Origin of the sequence: Flavobacterium aerium (genome assembly GCF_030766725.1) — a bacterium.
Classification (GTDB): Bacteria; Bacteroidota; Bacteroidia; order Flavobacteriales; family Flavobacteriaceae; genus Flavobacterium; species Flavobacterium aerium.
The window spans coordinates 489,550-513,714 of the sequence record NZ_JARQWR010000001.1; the positions used below are offsets into that span (position 1 = coordinate 489,550).

General features: G+C 34.6%; 17 protein-coding genes. 8 read left to right on the plus strand and 9 right to left on the minus strand.

Features of this window, described 5'->3' with window-relative positions; translation table 11 throughout:
- Positions 1 to 6: 6 nt before the first annotated feature.
- The 5 genes from P6733_RS02255 to tssD (P6733_RS02275) form a co-directional block, all read right to left on the minus strand.
- Positions 7 to 1,797 carry a type VI secretion system Vgr family protein gene (locus tag P6733_RS02255; RefSeq protein ID WP_306349965.1) on the minus strand — a complete coding sequence of 597 codons (1,791 nt, stop codon included), beginning with the start codon at positions 1,795 to 1,797 and terminating at the stop codon, positions 7 to 9.
- Between the two features lie 5 nt (positions 1,798 to 1,802).
- On the minus strand, positions 1,803 to 2,594 hold the full coding sequence (locus tag P6733_RS02260) for a hypothetical protein (RefSeq protein ID WP_306349966.1): 792 nt from the start codon (positions 2,592 to 2,594) through the stop codon (positions 1,803 to 1,805).
- A 2-nt stretch (positions 2,595 to 2,596) separates the two neighbouring features.
- Positions 2,597 to 3,346 (minus strand): hypothetical protein, encoded by a 750-nt coding sequence (locus tag P6733_RS02265; protein WP_306349967.1) that lies wholly within the window; start codon positions 3,344 to 3,346, stop codon positions 2,597 to 2,599.
- Positions 3,347 to 3,355: 9 nt separating this feature from the next.
- Positions 3,356 to 3,757 carry a type VI secretion system tube protein TssD gene (gene tssD, locus P6733_RS02270; RefSeq protein ID WP_306349968.1) on the minus strand — a complete coding sequence of 134 codons (402 nt, stop codon included), beginning with the start codon at positions 3,755 to 3,757 and terminating at the stop codon, positions 3,356 to 3,358.
- An 88-nt stretch (positions 3,758 to 3,845) separates the two neighbouring features.
- Positions 3,846 to 4,232 carry a type VI secretion system tube protein TssD gene (gene tssD / locus P6733_RS02275; protein ID WP_306349969.1) on the minus strand — a complete coding sequence of 129 codons (387 nt, stop codon included), beginning with the start codon at positions 4,230 to 4,232 and terminating at the stop codon, positions 3,846 to 3,848.
- A 395-nt stretch (positions 4,233 to 4,627) separates the two neighbouring features.
- Here tssD (P6733_RS02275) and P6733_RS02280 point away from each other — a divergent pair, with 395 nt between their 5' ends.
- Positions 4,628 to 4,837 (plus strand): alkylphosphonate utilization protein, encoded by a 210-nt coding sequence (locus tag P6733_RS02280; RefSeq protein ID WP_306349970.1) that lies wholly within the window; start codon positions 4,628 to 4,630, stop codon positions 4,835 to 4,837.
- A 79-nt stretch (positions 4,838 to 4,916) separates the two neighbouring features.
- On the opposite strand, the gene P6733_RS02285 is transcribed toward P6733_RS02280, so the two are convergent.
- From P6733_RS02285 to P6733_RS02295, 3 genes are read right to left on the minus strand one after another with little or no spacing between them, the layout of a single operon-like run.
- A complete protein-coding gene (locus P6733_RS02285; RefSeq protein ID WP_306349971.1) occupies positions 4,917 to 6,017 on the minus strand; it encodes a SusE domain-containing protein in 1,101 nt (366 codons plus the stop codon).
- Between the two features lie 27 nt (positions 6,018 to 6,044).
- A complete protein-coding gene (locus P6733_RS02290; RefSeq protein WP_306349972.1) occupies positions 6,045 to 7,646 on the minus strand; it encodes a RagB/SusD family nutrient uptake outer membrane protein in 1,602 nt (533 codons plus the stop codon).
- Between the two features lie 9 nt (positions 7,647 to 7,655).
- Positions 7,656 to 10,610: a SusC/RagA family TonB-linked outer membrane protein gene (locus tag P6733_RS02295; protein WP_306349973.1), complete on the minus strand. Its 2,955-nt coding sequence runs from the start codon at positions 10,608 to 10,610 to the stop codon at positions 7,656 to 7,658.
- Positions 10,611 to 10,835: 225 nt separating this feature from the next.
- Between P6733_RS02295 and P6733_RS02300 the strand changes: the two genes are divergently transcribed.
- The 7 genes from P6733_RS02300 (at position 10,836) to P6733_RS02330 (ending at position 22,231) form a co-directional block, all read left to right on the plus strand.
- Positions 10,836 to 11,855 carry a LacI family DNA-binding transcriptional regulator gene (locus P6733_RS02300; protein ID WP_306349974.1) on the plus strand — a complete coding sequence of 340 codons (1,020 nt, stop codon included), beginning with the start codon at positions 10,836 to 10,838 and terminating at the stop codon, positions 11,853 to 11,855.
- A gap of 131 nt (positions 11,856 to 11,986) precedes the next feature.
- On the plus strand, positions 11,987 to 13,504 hold the full coding sequence (locus P6733_RS02305) for an MFS transporter (protein ID WP_306349975.1): 1,518 nt from the start codon (positions 11,987 to 11,989) through the stop codon (positions 13,502 to 13,504).
- Positions 13,497 to 14,153 carry a beta-phosphoglucomutase gene (gene pgmB / locus P6733_RS02310; protein WP_306349976.1) on the plus strand — a complete coding sequence of 219 codons (657 nt, stop codon included), beginning with the start codon at positions 13,497 to 13,499 and terminating at the stop codon, positions 14,151 to 14,153. Before P6733_RS02305 ends, pgmB begins: the two co-directional genes overlap by 8 nt.
- Before the next feature lie 27 nt (positions 14,154 to 14,180).
- The gene (locus P6733_RS02315) at positions 14,181 to 16,490 is read left to right on the plus strand and encodes a glycoside hydrolase family 65 protein (RefSeq protein ID WP_306349977.1); all 2,310 of its coding nucleotides are present in this window, start codon (positions 14,181 to 14,183) and stop codon (positions 16,488 to 16,490) included.
- 62 nt (positions 16,491 to 16,552) lie between these two features.
- Positions 16,553 to 18,400, plus strand: coding sequence for a glycoside hydrolase family 13 protein (locus P6733_RS02320; RefSeq protein ID WP_306349978.1), 1,848 nt, complete (start codon positions 16,553 to 16,555; stop codon positions 18,398 to 18,400).
- Positions 18,401 to 18,412: 12 nt separating this feature from the next.
- The gene (locus tag P6733_RS02325) at positions 18,413 to 20,839 is read left to right on the plus strand and encodes a glycoside hydrolase family 31 protein (protein WP_306349979.1); all 2,427 of its coding nucleotides are present in this window, start codon (positions 18,413 to 18,415) and stop codon (positions 20,837 to 20,839) included.
- A 33-nt stretch (positions 20,840 to 20,872) separates the two neighbouring features.
- The gene (locus tag P6733_RS02330) at positions 20,873 to 22,231 is read left to right on the plus strand and encodes an alpha-amylase family glycosyl hydrolase (RefSeq protein WP_306349980.1); all 1,359 of its coding nucleotides are present in this window, start codon (positions 20,873 to 20,875) and stop codon (positions 22,229 to 22,231) included.
- 62 nt (positions 22,232 to 22,293) lie between these two features.
- Here the strand turns inward: P6733_RS02330 and P6733_RS02335 are convergent, their stop codons facing one another.
- Entirely contained in the window at positions 22,294 to 24,084 is a 1,791-nt protein-coding gene (locus P6733_RS02335) for a hypothetical protein (RefSeq protein ID WP_306349981.1), read from the minus strand.
- Positions 24,085 to 24,165 lie beyond the last annotated feature (81 nt).

A 24,165-nucleotide genomic window follows, 5' to 3' on the forward strand; every position in this document is an offset into this window, starting at 1 on the left:
TTTAAATTATGATTTGTTCACCTTCGCGTCTACATCTCCTAGAATGGTTGCCACACCTGCACTATGGATAAGAATATCTCCACTTTTTGCTGTGTGTGTTGTTGTTGCTGTTGTTTCTTTTAAGTCACCACCAACTTCAATTGTTTTATTTTGACTTACCGTTTCATTATGAGATTCTGAGTTGATTGTATACTTGTTTGTAATATCTGTGTTTTTATTTTTGCCTACTGTGGTAGTCATATTTTCACCTACATTGATTACAAAATCTTTTCCAGCATTTAAAGTGATATTTTTAGGAGCATTAACAGATATATTACCATCCCCATCCATATGCCAAATATTACCACTTGGATCTTCTACAGTTACAGATCCTTCACCATCATGCATAATGATTTTTGTTCCAGATCGGGTTTGTAATGCTTTGATATTATTATCGGCATCATGGAATCCACTTTTTGCTTGGTTATGGTATAAGTTTCCTGCAACGAATGGCATTTCAGCATTTCCACTTTGAAAATCAACCAATACGGTTTCCCCGATTTCAGGGATAAAGTGCATTCCTTTTCCTTCACCACCATGCGATGAAATTAGTGGAATCCAATCGGTAGTTTCACCTACGGGTTTTTGCCATGCCATTTGTACCAATACCCGACCTAATCCTTTAGGATCATTATTATCGATTACTGTAGCCATCTGTGATTCACATTTGGTGTAATCTGATGGTTGTGCATAGGGTGAAATTTTTACCTGTTCGGGAATTGCTTTGAATGAATTCTCATATTCTCCTGTATCAATGCAATGGTGCGTTGCTTCAATTACTCTAAAGTGGCCTTTGCTATCCTGATTTTCATCTAAAATATTAATAATGGCACCAGGACGTACTGCGGGATCTTCACTTCGTCCACTAACAAAAACCATGTTAGCTACTTTTTGGTCAAAACTTAAACGACTGAATTGATCCGTGTCCGATTGACCCATAGTTTCACTAACCAATTGATTGTGTTGTACAGTCGTTTCTTTTGCAAATATTTTCCCAGAAGTTTGTAATATAGATTGATTAAGACCATTTACAGATCCTTCATGTATTGATGTTGGACTTTGATGTGAGGCACCTTCAGATACATCATTGGTATGGTACTTAAAACGGGTAGGTTGTAAGCTCATTTCGAAATCATATTCAATAAGGTCAAAACCATAACGGAGGTCAATTACTTTTGATGCATCTTCATTTCCAATGATTAATTTTTGTCCATTATAATAAAACCATTCTCCTTGTCGCGCGCACAATCGACCAATAAAATCATAGTCGCTCTGATTGTATTGTACAACATAAGGATAAGGAGTGTTTTTTTCAGGCTTAACAACTGTTTCTAAAAGTTTAACGTCATAATTAGAAAGCGCTGAATTAACGATGCTTTTAAGATCTTTCTTTAAGAAGGAAAGAGATTCTGGACCATTATCCATCAGGATTGTTGGGCTAAAAGCTTTGAATGTTACTGTTTTTCCTTTTGAAAAACCATCCGATTTACGCATTTTTACCTGAGTAACAATTCCTTTAAAATTACCTATACTAGTCGAAAATATGCTTTCCTGACATTGCATCGTAACCATGATAGGCTCTCCAACTAGTTGTTGAAAATCTCCTTTTAAACCGGGATTTTGAAGTAATAACTCATCTTCACGACATTCTAACGTTAGAAAATGATGTTCTTCAATATCCTGAGCCAGCATAAAGTTTAGAAACGTACTGATAGTCGTTTCTCCAATTCTTATAGTAAGGGTAGTTTGTAATGCCATGACGATTATTTTTTTGCGCTTTTATCAACGATAAAAACAGATTTCTTGTCATTAAATTTTAACGAAATAATTTTACCTGAGGATATATAATTACCTGTTTTAGGATCTTCTTTATATTCTTTTATTTGAACTTTCTTAGTGGTAGGGTCATATTGGGGAGCTTGATCATCACTTCTGGATTTAAAAGTGGTAAAAGTACTTTGCCCATTTATACAGTCTGGACAAATTGAAAAATTACCCGCTTCTAATCGTATCACTTCAAGGGTGAAAAAATCATTTCCGCTGCCGTGTGTACCATATCCAAAAATTAAATATTGGTTAGGGTGCGTAGCTGTAGCAATTGACTCTATTTTATACCATGAAACATCAGAATACAATAGTTTTTCTTCAGATGAAGTGGCTTCTGTTTCAGAGATTTTTTCAGAATAAATTTTTAGCGGACTATTTGGTGTTTCTTGATATTGAAAAATGGATTGGAAATCATGCCAAGTTCCACCATTAAAATTATCCCAAGAAAATATGCGAAGTTTTTTATCTTCTGAAGAAGTGATAGTGATTTTTTCTCCAAGTTGTTCAAAAGGATATTTTAAATCAAAATGATTTAATAAAGCATCCTGTAAATCTGTTCGAAACAATGTTTTAATTTCATCGTTCTTTTCATCTTGTTGTGATGCAGTAGAAAATAAATTATAGGTTTGAACAAGCTTTTGCTCTATAGCATTATTATTCTGAGCATTTATAGTTAGGACATAAATACTAGTTAATAATATAGAAAATATGAGTTTCTTTAGCTTCACGATTATTTTGTAAAAATTCCTTTAGTTATCATATAGCGCCATGTAGCTAATCGTTCAAGGGCTTTGTAGCGAACGCCATTTCCACCATTAATACGAGCGACTTTTGTAGGAGGATTTTTTTTAAAATCTAAACTACCATTAGCAGTAAGATATTTAATTCCTGTTCCTTGACCTTGAAAATATACATACGTCCAAAATGCAGATTGATCCTCTGTTGGAATACCATATTTTAATTTCTTTCGATCGGCATTAAATTGATCACGTCTCTGACACAATATTGCCCCAAACCCATATAATGCATTTTTTAAGCCATTAAAAACGGCAGAATTTACAGTCGTTTTGCCGCCCCATTCATTACGGGCTACTTTTACGGTTTTAAATTCATCACCTTCATTATAATCTTTGGGTAAATATTTTTTTACTTCAGGGAAATCAGATGAAAAATTATCAACACCCAGCGTATTGAAACCGTCTATTGGAAGATTAGTCAGAATTTTTTCTCCTGTTTTGTTTTTGTAATCGGTTTCATAATTGAAGTCTAAATCCATATAAGTATGGCCAAGACCTTCACCAATTGCAATGGTGTAAAAATAGGAGGGCATAAAACCAAGTTCCTTGGATACCAATTCTATAATGTCGACCAAAGGTTTTTCTCGAGACTCATCGGCATAGCCAGCCCAATCATAGACCTTTTTTACATTATATTCTTTTTCTAATGCTGCCTTGATTATTTCTTTTCGTTGCTTTCCCATAACTTTAGTTTATGAAAAATTTACGCCTGGCCATTTGTTTTTAAATGGAGTATTACCAATATTAATTTCTTGAGAGGAAATTAATATTTCAATGGTCATCGGGGATGCACCATTAGCTCGAAACATCTCATGATAACGTATACAATAACCCTTTGTGAATTTTACTTCCTTCATACGGCTCATCGCATCTCTTTTATAGAAAGTTATTACTCCATCTTTCGTTTGAGTATTACTAACCATCCAGTCAGAAAAATTATCTAGATTATTGGCTTCAACGACAACTCTGATTTTACCACCTTTTGCATTAGAAGATGGTTTGCCATTATTATCTGTATTCTGTTCGAAAAAGATATCATACTCTAATACAGTATGAGCTATCCCATCTATTTCAAGCTTTGCTAAAAAAGACATAAGACATCATTATTAAGTTAAATAAAAAAGAGGAAAGGGAATGTTATATACATTCCCTTAATTTCCTACAATATTTTAATGAAGTTGGTTATACCCACTCATTTCTGTGAAGACCACTACCTAACTCTAATTCTTGAGCAGAAATAGTGAATGTTTCAGTTAATGGGTTTTCACCTTTAGCATCAAATTCTTCTTTGTACTTAACCAAGTAACCTTGTCTAAAGTTCATTTCTTTTAATTTAGCATCCGTATCACGTTTTACGTATACTATAGAACCATCTTTTCTTTCAAAGTTGTTGGTCATCCATTCGAAGAAAAATGAATCTCCTGTTGATTCAACTGTAATAGTTAGTCTACCTCCACGAGTGATTGAAGATGGACGTCCTGTTGCATCTACTTCTTGGTGTAGATCATACATAGCGTGTAGAATGTTCATTTCTTTTCCGCCTACTGTAATTTTTGATTTAAATGACATAATAATAAAAATTAAGGTTAAAAAATAATAATACCGAGTAATATCTAATAAAGATTAAGTAACGAATTTATAATAAAAAATGTTTAATTGCTAAAAAAAATGCAAAAAATTGATTAAAAACATCTATGTTTTAGTTTGTTAGCTTAATTCCAATCAGAAAATTCTTGTTTTTAACGTATCCGTTTTCTGGAATGAATTAGCATCTCACTAGTGATATTTAAAAGGTTTTTAAGTTGGATATTTTTAAAATTGTCTTGAAAAAAGAAATGGGCTAAAAAAAGTGTAGTATATTAGCAGAAATAAAGAATTGTGTGGGGTAAATTGCTTAAAAGAGTTTATCATAAGTTACAATTTTGACAAATTAGAATAAATTAATAACGTTAAAAAAGAAGAGAATGGATGTAAAAGATAGTAATGGAACGCTACTTGTAGAAGGAGATTCTGTGCAGATTATTAAAGATTTAAAAGTAAAAGGATCTTCATCGGTAATAAAAAGAGGGAAGATTGTGAAAAATATTCGTCTTACATCTAGTAATGAAGAAGTAGAAGGACGTGTAGATAAAGTTCAGATGGTATTAAAAGCTTGTTTCCTTAAAAAGATATAAGTTCTATATAGATATAAAAAAAAGCCTCTCAATTATATTGAGAGGCTTTTTTAATGAATAGTGGTACTAGTTTAGAATATTAAGGTAGTAGGATAAAGAGGTATCGACCATCAATATCATTAAACCAAATATCATATTTTGAAGCGAGTACAGGAATATCCCCACCACCAATTGTTGCAATACCACTGAATGACGTATCGGCACCCCAGTTTACATCCCAATTGTTGTTCGCTCGAAATTTTAAGTTATTGTTCGAAAGTGTTACTCCAGAAATCTTCCAGATATGAAGGTCAAATGTACTGTTTGTCATATCGGTATCAGTATCCCAACCACCAGGAGTTGCATCTCCTACAATACCTATTGTAGGATAAGTAACTGTAGGAGGAGTTGAAACAGGAGTAAAGGTATAGGTCATCGTGGTAATATTAACTTCTAAGTTATAATATCCAGAGATAGCAACTGGGATAATTGCAGGTTCGTTTTCTCCAGTAGGAGTACTCACCCCAAGGATTCCGCCACTTCCACCATATTGAGGATGCCAAGAACCTTTTGTATCAAGAATTTTAAATCCAAAGTCGGCTCCACCAATAAAGAATCCTGTATAATAAAACTTATTTTCATCCATAGGGTCACGGAATAAAGGTGTATTATCACTATCGTTATTCCATCCTGCAGCTGTTGCATTTCCTACAAGGAATAAATCGTTTTTTGCAACGATAGTAGCATATGGAGTTACTTTAATATGAATACTATTAGAATACATTGGAAGGTCCTTTTTAGGTCCCAATGAAGATTTAATACGAATTTCAATCTCGGTTTCTTGTAATGCATTTGCGCCAGCAGCAGTTACAGCAGAATTTAATGCAGCGACAGTTAAGGCAATGGTATTTGTAGACACTATTCCGGCGCTAACTGCATTAACAAACTGTGTATTCGCTAGTGCAATTTCAACACTATAAGAAATATCGGTAGGAATACCATAATCACTTTTGGTCCAATTCAAATTGAACACGGTGTTATTTGCATTTTCACGTACCAATACAAAAGCTGATCCCCCTTCAGGAGCCACTAATACTGGGGCAGAAATTGCATTTGCAACAATCTTTTCATCATCAGAATTACAGGAGTATACCAATAAAAGTAAGATGGCTAAAGCTGAAAATTTATAAATATGTTTCATTTTATTAAACTTTAAATTAGATGGATACTAATACCCTGTATTTTGTACCAATTTTGGGTTACCCGCAATAGCGTTGGATGGAATAGGGAATAAGTCTCTGTAATTTGGTGTAGATGAACCACTCGGTGTATTACCTTTCCAAGGCCATAAGTAAGCTCCACCAGAGAATTTACCAAAACGAACTAAATCAGTTCTTCTATGACCTTCCCAATGTAATTCACGAGCTCTTTCGTCCAAGATGAAATCCAAAGTTAATTGACCACTTGATACCGTTGAAGTATTGGCACGTGTACGGATTAAATTTACATAATCTGCTGCAGTTGCTAGAGAACCGCCACCACCACGAACAGCAATTTCGGCATACATTAAATAAGCATCGGCAAGACGGAACATAGGAAAATCGATATCTACGAAAGTTCCTGATGAATCAGAACCGGGAACTCCTGCTTTTGTAAGATTCTTCCATTTTTGAATTGCATAACCATCTGTAAAACTGGTAATACTATTAATTTCTTTTGTTTGTCCATCTGTGTAGAATTGACCTCGAGTATCTGTAGTATTAGGCGCAAACTTGTCTACTAAAGCAGCAGTTGTTCTAATACCTGCCCATCCACCAACGATTCCAAATTCTACGGGATTCATAGAACCTCCAACTGCTGCATGAGTTAAAAATGTTGTTCCTCCATAAGTTTGAGTACGTAAACCATCAAAAGCAACAGCAAAAATAAATTCTGAATTTCGGTAATCATCATTATCCGCAAGGAATAAATCTTTATACGTACTATGTAAGGTATAACCACCATTGATTACAGCTTGTACTTCTGGAAAAGCTAAATCATATTTTGGAGAATTAATATAAACTCCAGCATTCATATATAGTTTTGCTAACAACATATGAGCAGCTCCTTTATCAGCTCTTGGGTAAACGTTCATTTTAGCAGGTTTCATTGGACTATTTTCTGCTAAAATTGCCTTTAATTCAGTCTCCACATAATTGAATAATTCAGCTCTGCTAGATTGCTCAGGCAAATAAAACCCAGTTGGAGAATCCTCTGTAACAATAGCAACATTACCAAAGAAATCTAAGAAATGCCAATAACTTAAAGCTCTAAGAAATCGAGCTTCAGTTCTGTATACTTGTATGTCCTCACGAAGTTGGCCAGTAACTCCTCGAGTATCTAGTTTCTCATTTGTAGTTTGACGTAAAAATTCGTTACAGTTTTTAATTTGGAAATCTAAACGACTAAACATAGCGTTGATGAATAAATCACCAGAAGTCCATGATTGACCATGAAAATCTTGAATTGTTTTATCGTTCCAACCCATGATGGCCTCATCCGTTGTTAATTCTTGCATCAACCATAATCCACGCACATATTGACTTTCCCCTTCATCAATTCCACCAATATCCGGAGTACCATCAGGTCCTTTTTGTCCAGTAGTTGCTAATCCTGCATAAAGTTTAGCAAGGAATTGTTGATAGGATCCGGGATTCTTAAAGAACTCTTCCGATGAAAATTGATTTCCATCATTTGGAGCAGTTTGATCCAAATCATTCAAGCAAGAAGATAATGTTAGTACTAATAACAATACTCCGATTCGTTGTATAGTAAATGATATTTTTTTCATGGTATTGTTTTAAAAATTAACATTCAATCCTAACATATACGTTCTAGGTCTTGGATATAGATTGTTATCTCTACCTTCTTTTATTTCAGGATCAATTCCTTTGTAATTTGTAATAATAAATGCATTCTGTACGGCACCTGTTATACGTAATGTAGATCCGTCTCTGAAAAGATCTTTAAAAGTATAACCTATCGTAGCATTGTCCATACGTAGGAAAGAAGCATTTTGAATGTAATAATCCGATTCATAAGATGGTTTTACAAATCCAGTATTTAAAATGTCAACAGTACCATTAGAAATATCAGTTTGTCTAATTAATAATCCTTCTTGAAAACCTAATCGAGCATCAACATTGTTATAGTTATAGTTTCCAATACTTCCTCTCCAAGCCATTGAGAAATCCCAATTCTTGTATTCAATACTGGTATTAAAACCGAAAAAGAGATCGGCATTTGCACTATGATGTAAATATTTGTCTTCTGCGTTAATAATTCCATCCCCATTACGATCCACATATACACCATTAAGAGGTCTTCCATCTGCATCATAAGCTTGTTGGTATACATAATAAGAGAAAGGAGTATAACCCGTTTGTTGTCTTTGGATTGTGTTTCCTGTAGCACCTTCAATACCACCTACAGGTTGGCCTAAATAACTAGGATCTGTAATTAGCGTCAGTTTTTTAATTTTTGAATCTTGGAAAGTAATGTTTCCACCAATATTCCATTTGAAATTATCATTTTGTACTGGAATAAAGTTTAAACCAATTTCAAGACCTTTATTTTCTAAATCTCCAATGTTGTAATTATCCTCATTAGAAAAAGCAACTCCTTGTGGGTTTGGAGTTTTGACAATTAAATCTGTTGTGGTTCTTTTATAAACATCAACAGTACCAGTTATTCTGTTATTCAGTAAACCAAAATCAATCCCCATATTCCAGGTTGTAGTTTCTTCCCATTTAAGATTTGGGTTGTAAGGTTGAGGTCTAACTGGATTAAAGAAAATAGGTTTTCCATTAGCATCATAACCTATTTGATAACTAGCCGTTTCAGTAGCCAATTGGTATAATGGTTTAGACGGATATACTGCATTTTGAATGTCTTGTTGACCTGTAATACCCCAACTCGCTCTGAATTTTAAATCATTAACAATTTTGCTATCCTTTAGGAAGTTTTCATTATTAATTTTCCAAGCTACAGCTGCCGAAGGGAAATTACCCCAACGATTGTCTTTTGTAAATCGAGAAGTTCCATCACGTCTGTACGATAAGGTAACTAAGTATTTGTCGTAAATAGAGATGTTCGTTCTTGCAAAAAAGGACTGTAGATTGATTCTTGTTTTTCCTGTTCTTCCAGGGTCATTGTCAACCAATCCTTGTGCATTATTATAATAATCATCTTTGTAGTAAGTCTTGAAATCCTGATAAGAATAACCCGCAGTTACATCTAGATTACTGATGAATCCATTGTAGCTTTTATTATAATTGAAATAAAAATCCATCAATTTATTATTGCGATCTTCTACCTCATTAACATATGATCCCTGTTCTGCGAGAACAATAAAATCACGATCTACATTGCTATACTTTCTTCCGGAGTTATAATCGTACCCTAAGTTCAAGATTGCTTTTAATTCGGGTAAGAAATGCATTTTATAATCAAATTGGATGTTACCAATACTGCGGAAAGTATCTCCGTAATTATTTTTTTGATTAATTAGAGATAATGGATTTTTCCCTGGTAATTGTAAAGGCATTCCATTAGGTTCTAACCATTGAAAATAACCACCATAATTATTATTAGCATAAACAGATTGAGTTGGATCAAAACTTAATGCTGCTCCAATGGCCAATTTATCACTAAAGTTATTTTTAATAATAGAAGTATTATTATTTGCTTCAATTTTTAAATGATTATCAAAAAAGTGAGTGGTAAAACCTCCAGAAAGTGTGGTTCTTTGAAAGTTATCTCTTTTTAAAATTCCATTCATATCCGAGTAACCTACAGAAGCACGGTACACTATTTTTTCATCCCCACCTGTTAACGCGATACTATGATCAGTTCCAGTAGCCGTTTGAAAGATTTCTTTTTGCCAGTCTGTATTGGCATTACCCAATAATGCTTTTTGAGCTGTTGAACCATTTGTGTTTACATAAGTACGGTATTGATCAGCATTTAATACATCTACTTGATCAGCAATTCTTCCTACAGAATAATTACCGTTATACGAAATACTTAATTCTCCCGCTTTACCTTTTTTAGTTGTAATAATGATTACACCATTCGATGCTCTAGAACCATAAATAGCTGTTGCCGAAGCATCTTTTAATACTGTAATCGATTCAATATTATTTTGATTAATGGAAGCCAGTGGATTACGACCTCCTTTTATTCCTTTATATTCAACAGGAACCCCATCAATTACATATAAAGGATCATTACTTGCTGCTAATGATGATCCGCTTCGAATTCGGATTAGAGCTCCTTCACCGGGAGCACCACCATCATTTATAATTTGCAAACCAGCAACTTTACCTTGAAGCATCTGATCGGCAGCTACTACAGGACCTTTGTTGAATTGTGATGCCGTTACTGTTGTAACAGAACCTGTTGCATCTTTCTTTTTAACGTTTCCGTATCCGATTACTACAATTTCGTCCAATATGGAAGCGTCCTCTTGTAAAATTATTGAAACTGATTTTTGAGCTTCATAATTTAAAACATGGCTCTTAAACCCTATAAATGAGAATACAATTTTGTCTCCTTTTTTTAAATTTGGTAATGCAAAATTCCCGTCAAAATCGGTCATTGTACCAGTTGTAGTCCCTTCAGCTACTACATTTACACCAGGCAGGGGCAATCCCGAAGTCTGATCTTTGACTGTTCCGCTTAAAGTGTTCTGTGCCAGAATACTAATAGGAAACATCAGTACTAAAAGTAATAACTTTTTATACATCGTTTTCATACAATCTGTTTAGATTAAATTTGATTTTTTTGCTTATAAATTCACTTCGAATGTTAAATTTATGTAAATATTCCACTCAAAAAAATCGAAGCCGAATAAAACTGTTCCGCAAACGTTTTCGTGTTGAAAACTTTTTGTATAACTCAGATTATTAGCGTTAAAATTGACATTAATCAAAATAAAAATTATCTTTATTCAGAAATTAATATATTACAAATCTGCAAAATGAAAAGAAAGGTAACTCTTAAACAAATTGCTAGAGAGTTGGACGTTTCAATCTCTACAGTTTCGAAGTCATTGAGAAATAGCCCAGAAATAAGTGAAGATACCATTCAAAAGGTGCAGGCTTTTGCGAAATTATACAATTACAAACCCAACAATATAGCACTCAGTTTAAAGAATAAGAAGACCAAGACCATTGGGATTATTATTCCTGAAATCGTGCACCATTTTTTTGCTACAGTCATCAGTGGAATTGAGCAGGTAGCCAATGAAAATGGATACAATGTTATAGTTTGCTTATCTGATGAATCCTTTGATAAAGAGGTGATTAACATGGAAATGCTCGCAAACGGCAGTATTGATGGATTCATTATGTCGCTATCCAAAGAAACACAACTCAAGAAAGATTTCCATCATATTACAGAGATTATAAATCAAGGAATGCCAGTCGTAATGTTTGATCGAGTTACGAATGATATACTGTGTGATAAGGTAATTATTGACGATCAATATGCGGCCTATGAAGCCGTACAACATTTAGTGAATAAAGGATATAAAAACATTGCATTAATCACAACTGTAGATTATGTTAGTGTTGGGAAATTGAGAACAGAAGGTTATCTCAAAGCATTAAGAGATAATAACTTAACAATAGATAATAATCTAATTATCAAGATTGAAGACATCGATGGATGTGGAGAAGTTATTGAAAAATTAGTGAATGAAAATACGATTGACGCAATCTTTGCTGTCAATGAATTATTTGCAGTCACAGCGATAAAAATGCTCCACAAAAAAGGAGTAAAAGTGCCAGATGATGTATCTGTTATTGCTTTTACCGATGGAATTATCTCCAAATATTCTTCCCCTTCAATCACTACAGTGAGCCAAAATGGTATAAAAATGGGGCGTAAAGCAGCCAAAATGTTGATTGAACGATTAGAGTCAGATGAGGAAGAAGATGAACAGTACAAAACAGAAGTCATTGAAACCCATTTAGTAGAAAGAGAATCTACAAAATAGTTAAAATAAATAGATAGTTCCAAAAAAAACATATATTTGCCTTAAATCAAAGCTTATACTTTCACTTCAAATAAAAGTAAGTTTTGATAAGTCATAGCACTTATCGTATATTAATCTATAAATTACGATAAATGGAAAAGCGGAAATTAAGTTTCTGGGAAATATGGAACATGAGTTTCGGATTCCTAGGAATACAGTTTGGTTTTGCTTTACAGAATGCCAATACCTCTCGAATTTTTGAAACATTAGGAGCAGAGGTAGATAAAATTCCTATTCTTTGGATTGCCGCCCCAGTTACGGGACTCATTGTACAACCCATTGTCGGATATTTTAGCGATAGAACCTGGACAAGATTAGGGCGACGAAGACCCTATTTCTTGATTGGCGCTATTTTGTCATCTATAGCATTATTCATAATGCCTAATTCACCTACTTTGTGGATTGCTGCTGGTACTTTATGGATGATGGATGCCTCAATTAACATCTCAATGGAACCCTTTCGTGCCTTTGTAGGCGATAGTTTGCCTGAAAAACAACGCACCTTAGGATTTGCTATGCAAAGCTTTTTCATCGGTATCGGTGCAGTAGTAGGCTCATTATTACCCTATTTATTAACGAACATATTTGATGTTAGTAATACAGCTCCAAAAGGAATTATTCCCGATTCAGTAAAATGGTCCTTTTATATTGGTGGCGTTGTTTTTTTGCTCGCCGTATTATGGACCGTGGTAAAATCTAAAGAATATACACAAGAAGAACTTGATGCCTTTGAAGCCAAAGATCAAGAGAACAAACCACAAGCTAATGTTTTACAAGATGACTCCCGTACAAATATCAAAAAACAATTAGGATTTGGATTATTGATGACATTTGTTGGAGCAATTGCATCCTATATTATCTATGTTGAAACATTAGCCAAAGAACTTTATATCCTTTTTGTAGGAATGGTTATTGTCGGTATTTTATTCAGTATTACCAGTCAGATGCGAGTTCAGAAAATTCGAAATGGTTTTACAGTCATTATGACCGACCTATTGAATATGCCTACAACAATGAAAAAACTGGCTTGGGTTCAGTTTTTCTCTTGGTTTGCACTCTTTTCAATGTGGATCTATACTACACAAGCCGTTACAGGATATGTATTTGGAACAAAAGACACTACTTCAGCAGTCTATAATGATGCTGCCGATTGGGTTTCGGTATTATTCACCGTATACAATGGAGTAGCCGCAGCAGTTGCCTTTCTATTACCAGTAATTGCAAAAAGAATAGGAGTTCGCATGACCCATTTATCAGCCTTAGTATTAGGCGGATTAGGATTAATATCAATCTACTTTATTGGAAACCAATACATGCTATTACTTTCAATGGTAGGAGTTGGTATAGCTTGGGCTAGTATTTTGTCTATGCCTTATGCCATGTTATCAGGAGCCTTACCGGCTTCAAAAATGGGATATTATATGGGTGTATTTAACTTCTTCGTCGTAATCCCTCAGATTGTTGCAGCAACAATACTTGGATTTATCATCAAACAATTTTTTCACAATGAACCAATATATGCACTTGTCATCGGAGGAATCTCAATGATAATTGCGGGACTGCTCACACTTCGTGTAAACAGCAGAACTAAAATTGAAATATATGAATAACAAAGCTTTTATTTTTGATTTAGACGGTGTAATCGTCGATACAGCAAAGTTTCACTTTTTAGCATGGCAGAAACTAGCACAACAACTTGGAATTGAATTTACACCTGAGCACAATGAACAACTAAAAGGAGTAAGTCGAGTAAGATCATTGGAAATTATCTTAGCCTTAGGTGATATTCAAGCTTCAGAAGAAGATAAAACCAAATGGATGCTACAAAAGAATGAAGACTATTTGAGCTATGTAATGGATATGGGAGAAGAAGAGATTTTACCAGGAGTACTATCTACTTTGAAATTCTTAAAAGACAATAATCAAAAAATAGCATTAGGATCTGCGAGTAAAAATGCAAGACCCATACTGGAAAAAGTAAAAATAGTAGACCTGTTTGATGCAATTGTAGATGGGAATGATGTTTCCAATGCAAAACCAGATCCTGAAGTTTTTCTACAAGCGGCACAATTATTAGGAGCAGCGCCAGAAGATTCAATTGTTTTTGAAGATTCAGTAGCTGGAGTTCAAGCAGCAAATATTGCTAAAATGACCAGTATAGGAATTGGAGAATCAGAAGTCTTACATGAAGCAAAATACATATTTCCAGATTTCACTCACATGGAAACCAGTTTTATAGAAAATCTAATCAAGAATTAAAAAATCATCACATTAACAAGTAAAGAAATGAATCAAGATTATATAATCCCAAATAACTGGTCCATCATTGAAGAAGGCTTTGACATTGAAAGAGTAAAATCATCAGAAAGTCTTTTTAGTATTGGTAATGGAGCAATGGGGCAAAGAGCCAATTTCGAAGAAGATTATTCTGGAGAAACTTTCCAAGGAAGTTATATTGCCGGAATTTATTACCCAGATAAAACAAAAGTTGGATGGTGGAAAAATGGATACCCAGAATATTTTGCAAAAGTATTAAATGCACCTAACTGGATTGGTATTTCCATTGAAATTAATGGTGAACATCTGGATTTGAATAATTGTAAGACGGTACAAAATTTCAAACGTGAATTGAACATGCAGGAAGGATGGTACAACCGCTCTTTTGAAGCAACCCTACAAAATGGAATTCAGATTTCAGTAAATGTACGTCGTTTTCTATCCTTAAATTTAGATGAAGTAGGAGCTATAAATTATGAAATTACACCATTAAATCAAGCAGCAACAATAGTCTATAAACCATTGATTGATGCAGGTGTAAAGAATGAAGATGCAAACTGGGAAGAGAAGTTTTGGGAACCATTAGCAGTGGAGCAAGGAGCAAATGAAGCCTTTATTGTAGCGAGAACATTTAAAACCCATTTTAATGTGGCGACCTACATGCACAATACTATTTTCTTAAACGATGCAGCGCAAAATATAACCGCTACAGTTTTGGAAAAAACAAATGATAAAATTCAATTTGAATACACAATTGAAGTAGCACAAGGAGAAAAAGCATCCATTCATAAGTTAGGTGGATACACTGTATCGATGAATCATGAAAATGATCAATTGATTGCAGCAGCCAAAAATGTAATTGCAGCGGCCAATCAAAAAGGATTTAACCAACTGTTGGAAGAGCAAAAAGAAGCTTGGAACAGCATTTGGGAAATGGCCGATATTACAATAGAAGGTGACGTAAAAGCACAACAAGGAATTCGTTTTAATATTTTCCAACTAAATCAAACCTATTTAGGAAAAGACCCAAGATTAAATATCGGACCTAAAGGATTCACAGGAGAGAAATACGGAGGAAGCACCTATTGGGATACGGAAGCTTACTGTATTCCATTCTATATGGCAACCAAAGATCAGCAAGTAGCTCGAAATTTATTGACTTACCGTTACAATCAATTGGATAAAGCGATTGAAAATGCAGCAAAACTAGGCTTTACTAATGGTGCAGCATTGTACCCAATGGTAACAATGAATGGAGAAGAATGTCACAATGAATGGGAAATTACATTTGAAGAAATTCACCGTAATGGAGCAATTGCTTTCGCCATTTTCAATTACTACAGATTCACAGGCGACTACAGTTATATTCCAGAAAAAGGATTAGAAGTACTGATTGGAATTGCACGCTTCTGGCATCAGAGAGCGAATTTCTCTACGGCTAAAAACCAATATGTAATATTAGGTGTTACAGGGCCAAATGAATATGAAAACAACGTAAATAATAATTTCTACACAAACTATATTGCAAAATGGTGTATTGATTATGCCTATGAGCAAATTGAACGTGTAGAAAAAGAATACCCAACAGATTATACTCGTATCTTAAATAAAGTAGCCTTATCGACTGCCGAACTTGCACAATGGAAAGAAGTAGCCGATAATATGTATTTCCCTTTTTCAGAAGAACACGATGTATATCTACAACAAGACGGATTCTTAGATAAAGATTTGGTACGCGTAAAAGATTTAGACCGTTCACAAAGACCAATCAATCAAAAATGGTCATGGGATAGAATTTTGCGTTCCCCTTATATCAAGCAAGCCGATGTATTGCAAGGGTTTTACTTTTTTGAAGATCATTTCTCTAGAGAAGAACTAGAAAAACATTACGATTTCTATGAACCCTTTACAGTACATGAATCATCATTGTCACCTTGTGTGCACTCTATACAAGCGGCAACGTTAGGGAGAATGGAACAAGCCTATACTTTCTATTTAAGAACATCAAGATTAGACCTTGATGACTACAATAAAGAAGTAGAAGAAGGCTGTCATATTACTAGTATGGCGGGAACATGGATGAGTATTGTAGAAGGATTTGGTGGAATGCGCGTGAAGAATGACACCCTATATTTCGATCCAAAAATGCCAGAACAATGGCAAGGATACTCTTTTAAAATTAACTTCAGAAACCAAGTTTTAAAAGTAGCAGTATATGCCCATGAGACGCAATTTACCTTAGAAGGGACGAAGGAGTTGACGGTATATGTAAACGAAAAAGAAGTTATAGTATCACCAAATAGTTCGGTAACCGTTTAAAAGACTCCATTAGAGAAAAGAATAATCTGTAGAATCGGAATACGATCATAAAATAAATAAATATGAAGTTTTTTACTAAAATAATAGTGCTCTTACTCCTGATACATGGATCGGTATTTGCGCAAATTGATCGAGTAGAACCTCCATTTTGGTGGACAGATATGAAGCATTCCGATTTACAGATTCTATTCTATGGTAAAAACATTGCTCAATATCAACCCACAGTAAGCGATGCTATAATAATCAAGGAAGTTCTGAAAACAGAAAATCCAAACTATGTATTCATTACCATCGATACCAAAAATGTAAAAGCAGGAACCATCCGTTTCTCCTTTAAAAACAACAACAAAACAGCTTTTACAAAAGACTATACTTTTAAAGCTAGAAAAGAAAATTCAGCTCATCGCAAAAGTTATGATGCATCCGATATGATGTATTTGATTATGCCCGATCGATTTGCAAATGGTGATACCAGTAATGATTCACACAAAACAACAACAGAAAAAGTAAACCGAAGTTTGCCGGGTGGAAGACATGGTGGCGATATACAAGGAATTATTAACCACTTGGATTACATCAAAGAACTGGGAGCTACCACACTTTGGAGCACACCACTTTTAGAAGACAACGATCCCGTTTATTCCTACCATACTTATGGACAATCCGATGTGTATAAGATAGATCCACGATACGGAACAAATGAAGATTATCTACGACTGGCGGATGAACTACACAAACGAGACATGAAACTAGTCATGGATTATGTAACCAATCATTGGGGGGCGCAACATTGGATGATTAAAGATTTACCAACCTACAATTGGATTCATCAATTTCCGGGTTATGCAAAATCAAATTATAGAATGGCGACACAATATGATCCGAATGCTTCTCAAATTGATACAAAATATTGTCTGGACGGTTGGTTCGTAGATACGATGCCCGATTTGAATCAATCAAATCCATTAGTGCTAAATTATCTGACTCAAAATGCAATTTGGTGGATTGAATATGCAAACCTAGACGGATTCCGTGTAGATACTTATTCCTATAATGACAAAGCAGCAATTGCACAATGGACAAAATCCATAACCGATGAATATCCCTATTTCAATATTGTAGGGGAAGTTTGGATGCACGATCAGGCACAAATTGCTTTTTGGCAAAAAGACAGTAAGATAGGTGCCATTAAAAATTACAATTCCTACCTGCCTAGTGTAATGGATTTTACCTTACACGATGCTGTGACTTCGGTATTCAATGAAGATAAAGAAGGATGGTCTGACGGGATGATAAAAGTCTACGATAATTTTGTAAACGATTTTCTGTATCCCGATGTAAATAATCTATTGATTTTTGCAGAAAATCACGATACCCATCGTATTAATCATTTGTATAAAAATGATTTTAAAAAATATAAAATGACTATGGCTCTAATTGCTACTGTACGTGGAATACCACAGCTGTACTATGGTAGTGAAATAGGAATGGCAGGAAATAAAGATGAAGGAGATGCAGCCATACGATTAGATTTTCCAGGCGGTTGGAAAGGAGATACAAACAATGCTTTCACAAAAGCAGGAAGAACAACAGAACAACAACAGTATTTCGATTTTACAGCTCAATTATTCCAATGGAGAAAAGGGAATAAAGCCATACATTCTGGAAAAACGACACACTATATACCCGAGAACAATGTATATGTTTATTTCAGATATACTGATGATCAAACCGTAATGATATTGATTAACAATAGTGTTGAAAATCAAGAAGTAAAAACACAACGCTTCTCAGAAAATCTACAAACGTACCAAAGCGGAAAAGAAGTTTTAACAGGCGCAAGAATAGAGTTGAAAGGACAAGTCAGTATGGAGCCAAAATCAGTTTTGATTTTGGAATTAAACGAATAAAGAATAATAAATATGATTAATTTAAATTCAATTTTGAAACCACAACAATTCCTCTATCTTGTGTTAGGCCTTGTGTTATGCGCTGGAATAACAGAATTAAAAGCACAAAATGCAAACAGAAAATTTGAAGATTTCAAAACAGAAAATGGATATTTAGAAATTACGACGAATGAAGGAACGTATCATATTAAAGCCTATAGTGAGGCAATAATTGAAACTTCTTTTATTCCAAAAGGAGAAACATTCAATCCGTTATCCCATGCTGTTGTATTACAACCGGAAAGCAACTTCGCCAAAATTAAAGCCACAAAAAGTAAACTAGAGTATGTAACCAAAGGAATGGTGGTTACAATAGAAAAGAACCCCTTTAAGATTAGTTATAGCTATAAAAACAAATTTTTACTTTCTGAAAAAAAAGGTTATATCCAGAAGGACAGCGTAAAGCAATTAGAATTCAATCTTGAATCCTCAGAAGTATTATATGGAGGAGGAGCAAGAGTATTAGGAATGAACCGACGAGGAAATCGATTACAATTGTACAATAAGGCACATTACGGATACGAGACCCATTCTGAGTTAATGAATTTTACGTTGCCCATTGTAATGTCATCAAAAATCTATACTGTACATTTTGATAATGCTCCAATAGGTTATCTGGATTTAGATAGTAAAAAAGACAATACATTAACCTACGAAACTATTAGTGGCCGAATGACCTATCAGGTTATTGCCGCAGATACTTGGAAAGAATTAGTACACAATTATGTTGGCTTAACAGGGAAACAACCGCTGTTACCCCGATGGGCATTAGGAAACTTTTCGAGCCGATTTGGTTACCATTCAGAAAAAGAAACCAGAGCAACAGTTGCTAAATTTCAAGCAGAAAAAATTCCATTAGACGCTATAATTTTGGATTTATACTGGTTCGGAAAAGAGGTAAAAGGAACTATGGGGAATTTAGCATTCAGCAGAGATAGCTTTCCGGAACCTGAAAAAATGATGGCAGATTTTAATGAAAAAGGTGTAAAAACAATACTGATTACTGAACCATTTATTTTAACAACATCCAACCGTTGGAAAGAAGCTGTTGATGAAAAAGTTTTGGCAACCGATAAATTTGGAAAACCATTCACCTATGATTTCTTCTTTGGAAATACAGGATTAATAGACCTTTTTAAATCCGAAGCAAGAAATTGGTTTTGGGATATCTATAAAGATTTAAATAAACAAGGCGTTGCAGGATGGTGGGGAGATTTAGGAGAACCCGAAGTACATCCATCCGCTTTACGTCATGCTACAGGAACAGCAGATGAGGTACATAATATCTATGGACACGAATGGGCAAAATTAGTTTTTGAAGGCTATCAAAAAGATTTTTCAAACCAAAGGCCATTTATACTAATGCGTTCCGGATACTCTGGATCACAACGCTTCGGATTAATTCCGTGGTCAGGTGACGTGAGTAGAAGTTGGGGTGGATTACAACCACAAACTGAAATTGCTTTGCAGATGGGAATGCAAGGATTAGGATATATGCATTCCGATTTAGGAGGATTTGCAGGAAGTAATCTAGACAATGAATTGTATACCCGTTGGTTACAATACGGTGTTTTTCAACCCATATACAGGCCACATGCACAAGAAGAAGTAGCTTCTGAACCAGTTTTTAAAGAAGGAAAAACAAAAGCATTGGCGAAGAAAGCAATTGAATTAAGATATCAGTTATTACCCTATAATTATACGATTGCCTTTGAAAATAATCAAAAAGGAACACCGTTAATGCGTCCATTATTTTTTGATGAACCCAATAATGCAACTGCATTACTAACGGCCGATACCTACTTATGGGGAAATGAATTTTTAGTGAGCCCAATCGTAAAGGCAGGAATTACACAACAAGAAGTTTATTTTCCAGCAAAAAATAACTGGTTCGATTTTTATAGTGGGAAGAAACACGAAGGAGGAACAAAGCAAACGGTTGCTGTTGTAGCCGATCATATTCCGGTATTTGTAAGAGGAGGAGCATTTATTCCAATGATTTCAACAATTCAAAGTACCAAAGAATATACGCTTAAAAAATTCCAATTACACTATTACTATGATGCGACTGTAACTGCAAGTGAAGGAAATCTATACGATGACGATGGACTTACACCTGATGCCTATGAAAAAGGACAATTCGAGTACTTACATTTTAAAAGTAATACCAAGAAAAATAACCTAGCCATTTCGCTTCAAGGCGAAACAGGAGCGCACTACACTGGAATGAACAAAGAAGTAAAGCTCATCATCCATAATGTCGCACAGAAACCAAGAAAAGTAACAGTAGCAAAGAAAGAAGAATCCTTTACTTGGAACGCAACAGAAAATACAGTTGAAATTACCCTATCATGGACTAAAGACACCGTTCAGGACATAAATTTTGAATGGTCAAAATAATAGCAATTATAATAAATAACTAAAAACTCTACTATGAAAAAAACAATTCTTTTAGGTCTTTGCCTCGCAGCGTTAATAAGCTGTAAAGACGATAAGAAATCAACAGAAGTAGCTGCTGTCAAAGAAACACTAGCACCCGTTAGTGAAGCCTTGATGGAAAATTCAGTAATCTATGAAGCCAATATTCGTCAATACTCACCAGAAGGGACTTTTGCGGCATTTACAAAAGATATTCCAAGCTTGAAAAAGATGGGCGTAAAGATTATTTGGGTAATGCCAATCTATCCAATTGGAGAAAAAAATAGAAAAGAAGGATTAGGAAGTTATTATTCCATTAAAGATTATAAAGGTATTAATCCAGAATTTGGAACCTTAGAAGATTTCAAAACATTGGTAAAAACTGCCCATGAGAATGGAATTTATGTAATCCTTGACTGGGTGGCAAACCATACAGCTTGGGATCATCAATGGACTGTAGATCACCCAGACTACTATACAAAAGATAAAGATGGAAAAATCATTGCCCCTTACGATTGGACCGATGTTGCCGAATTAAACTTTGACAACAAAGCCATGAGAAAAGAAATGATTAACGAAATGAAATATTGGATTACAACAACCGATATTGATGGATTCCGTTGTGATGTAGCAGGAGAAGTGCCTACAGATTTCTGGGAAGAAGCAACGCCAGAGTTAAATAAAGTAAAACCTGTTTTTATGTTAGCAGAAGCTGAAAAAGCTGACTTGATGAAAAAAGCATTCGATATGGCATACGGGTGGGAATCACACCACATTATGAATGAAATTGCGCAAGGTAAAAAGAATGTAAAAGCATGGGATGACTATATCGTGAAAAAAGATACTGTATTCCAAGCAGACGATTTTACGATGTATTTCACATCCAACCATGATGAAAATTCATGGAATGGAACAGAATATGAGCGTATGGGTGATGCAGTAGAATTATTTGCAGCCTTAACTTTTACAGCGCCAGGAATGCCCTTGATTTATAATGGACAAGAATATGATTTCAAAAAACGCTTGCGTTTCTTCGAGAAAGATACCTTAATCAAAGAAAAAGGGAAAATGTATGAAGTTTATGAGAAATTAGGAGTCTTAAAAAACAATAATGTAGCCTTAAACGGAGGTAAAAAAGCAGCTTCTTATACCAGAATAGCAACCTCTTCGGATGCGAACATCCTAGCTTTTGAGAGAGCCAAAGACAGTAAGCAAGTATATTTTGTTGGGAATATGACGAAAAAAGATCAAACCTTTACTACACCGATTGAAGGTACCTATACTGATTATATGTCTGGGCAAAAAATGACCCTTTCAAAAGATCAGAAACTAGTATTCAAACCATGGGAATATAAAATTCTGGTGAAAGAATAAGTAGAGATAAGAACATAAAACAATAGTCCCGTTTCAAAATATATTGAAACGGGACTATTTAATTAAAGAGAGATCGATAATGCGATAAGTTTATATTCTAATGCCAAAAGCTCATCCTGCATTTTTTGCTTGAAATGATCCGTTTCGAGCGTTATGTTAGGAATCAATTGCTTGTAATATTCTATGCCATTCAACAACTGTGCCTTGAAATTATTTAAGTGTTTTTTCTTTCGATCATTTAAAGTAGTCAAATGATTGTTGAGGTCTTTCTTGAAATAATCAACGTATAGTTGAAGCTCATTAATAAAAAGATGAGAACGCTTTTCTGTATCAAACAAATGAACTTTTCCATAAATATGCTGCACCATTTCTTCTAGAGAATAAGTCTTAGAAAAATGAACAATATTCGGTCCGGGACAAATAGCAACTGCTTTGTTCTGACGCGGTTTTATCGTGTTATTTTTGATGTAAACAGAAGAACACAAACTATCACACAAACAAATTTTTTCGGTGATAGTATCAAAAGCCAATTTATATTCCGTTTCGGATAAATTCTCTGTACCCAGCTGTTTGATTTTCAAATGCTGATATTCTCGTGAAGCAGTACATAAAGGAGTAACACCAAACTCTGTATTGGAAACTAAAAATTTCTTTTTGCACGGATTTCCCGGCCTTCCTTTTGCAATACGTTCCAGTCGTTGTTCTTCCACTGTACTATCCCTAAAATGATTGAAGGGAACATTCAATGGAGAAGCATTGCTAATATAAAAATCATCTGCCGTGGCAGTCGTAAGACGCTTTAAAGTATCCTCGTCCACATTCGTAGCTTCAGGAACCAATAAGAAAGGACTTCCCCAACCAGTAATGTCCAGATTGTAATAATTCAATAAGAAATTCTGTTCTGCGGTAGTTCCTATTCCTCCCTGAGCACTAATACGCATAGTAGGAATGCTAGTAGGAATAGTTTTGTCACGCTCAATCAAAGCCCTTTGATAAAGCGCATATAATTCAGAAATCATATCCGATTTCTTTGTTTTAAATTCTTCCAAAATAGGCCCCAGAAGATAACCATCGGTAGCAAAAGCATGTCCACCACAATTTAATCCAGATTCAATTCGAAATTCTGATACCCAGATCCCTTTTTTTGCGAGGAACTTACCCTGAATTAAGGCAGACCTAAAGTCGCTCACTTTTAAAACGATTTGTTTTTTAATGGTTCCATTTTCCGAAGGGAAAAAATCTTCAAAACGCTCAATGTAACTATACAATCTAGGATTCATTCCAGCAGAAAGAATGATAGAAGACTCTAAATTACTCTGAGCATACCCTCGAAAAGCAGCTAATGCATCACTATAAACATCATCCAATGCTTTACCAGTTGCATCAACATTCGTTTTATCAACCTTAGCCATGATATTAACATCAATAGCGCCCGGTTTCATGAGTGAGCGAAGCTTTTGTTGTAAGTACGCTTTAACCCCTCGGTTAGAAGTACTCAACATTTGATTATACAATTGCTTATAACTGGAGCTATCCGGTAATAATTCAAAATACTTCAGAATATCATTTGGGGAAATAAATTCCTGATTTTGAATTTGATCAAATTGTTGATTCACTAAATCCTGCATAAGATTAAGATAAGCCGTAATCCTCTTTGCTCGTGAATCTTCGATGTGGGGCAAAAAAGGTTCAAAAGGTAGGTTTTGTTGAGCACAATGGAATTTTCGCATTTCTTCAATCAAAATATCATCAACAATTGAAACGACCGAAGTAATTCCGTAACGGGCAACCTTCAAAGGAGAATCAATAGAATATCCTAGTCCTAGAACTGGAATATGGAAAGAATGAATCATATACTGCTGTTTTATACCAACAAAATTGCTGCTATTTTAAACCAAAAAATATGATAAAAATCATAATCAGAAAAAAAAGTT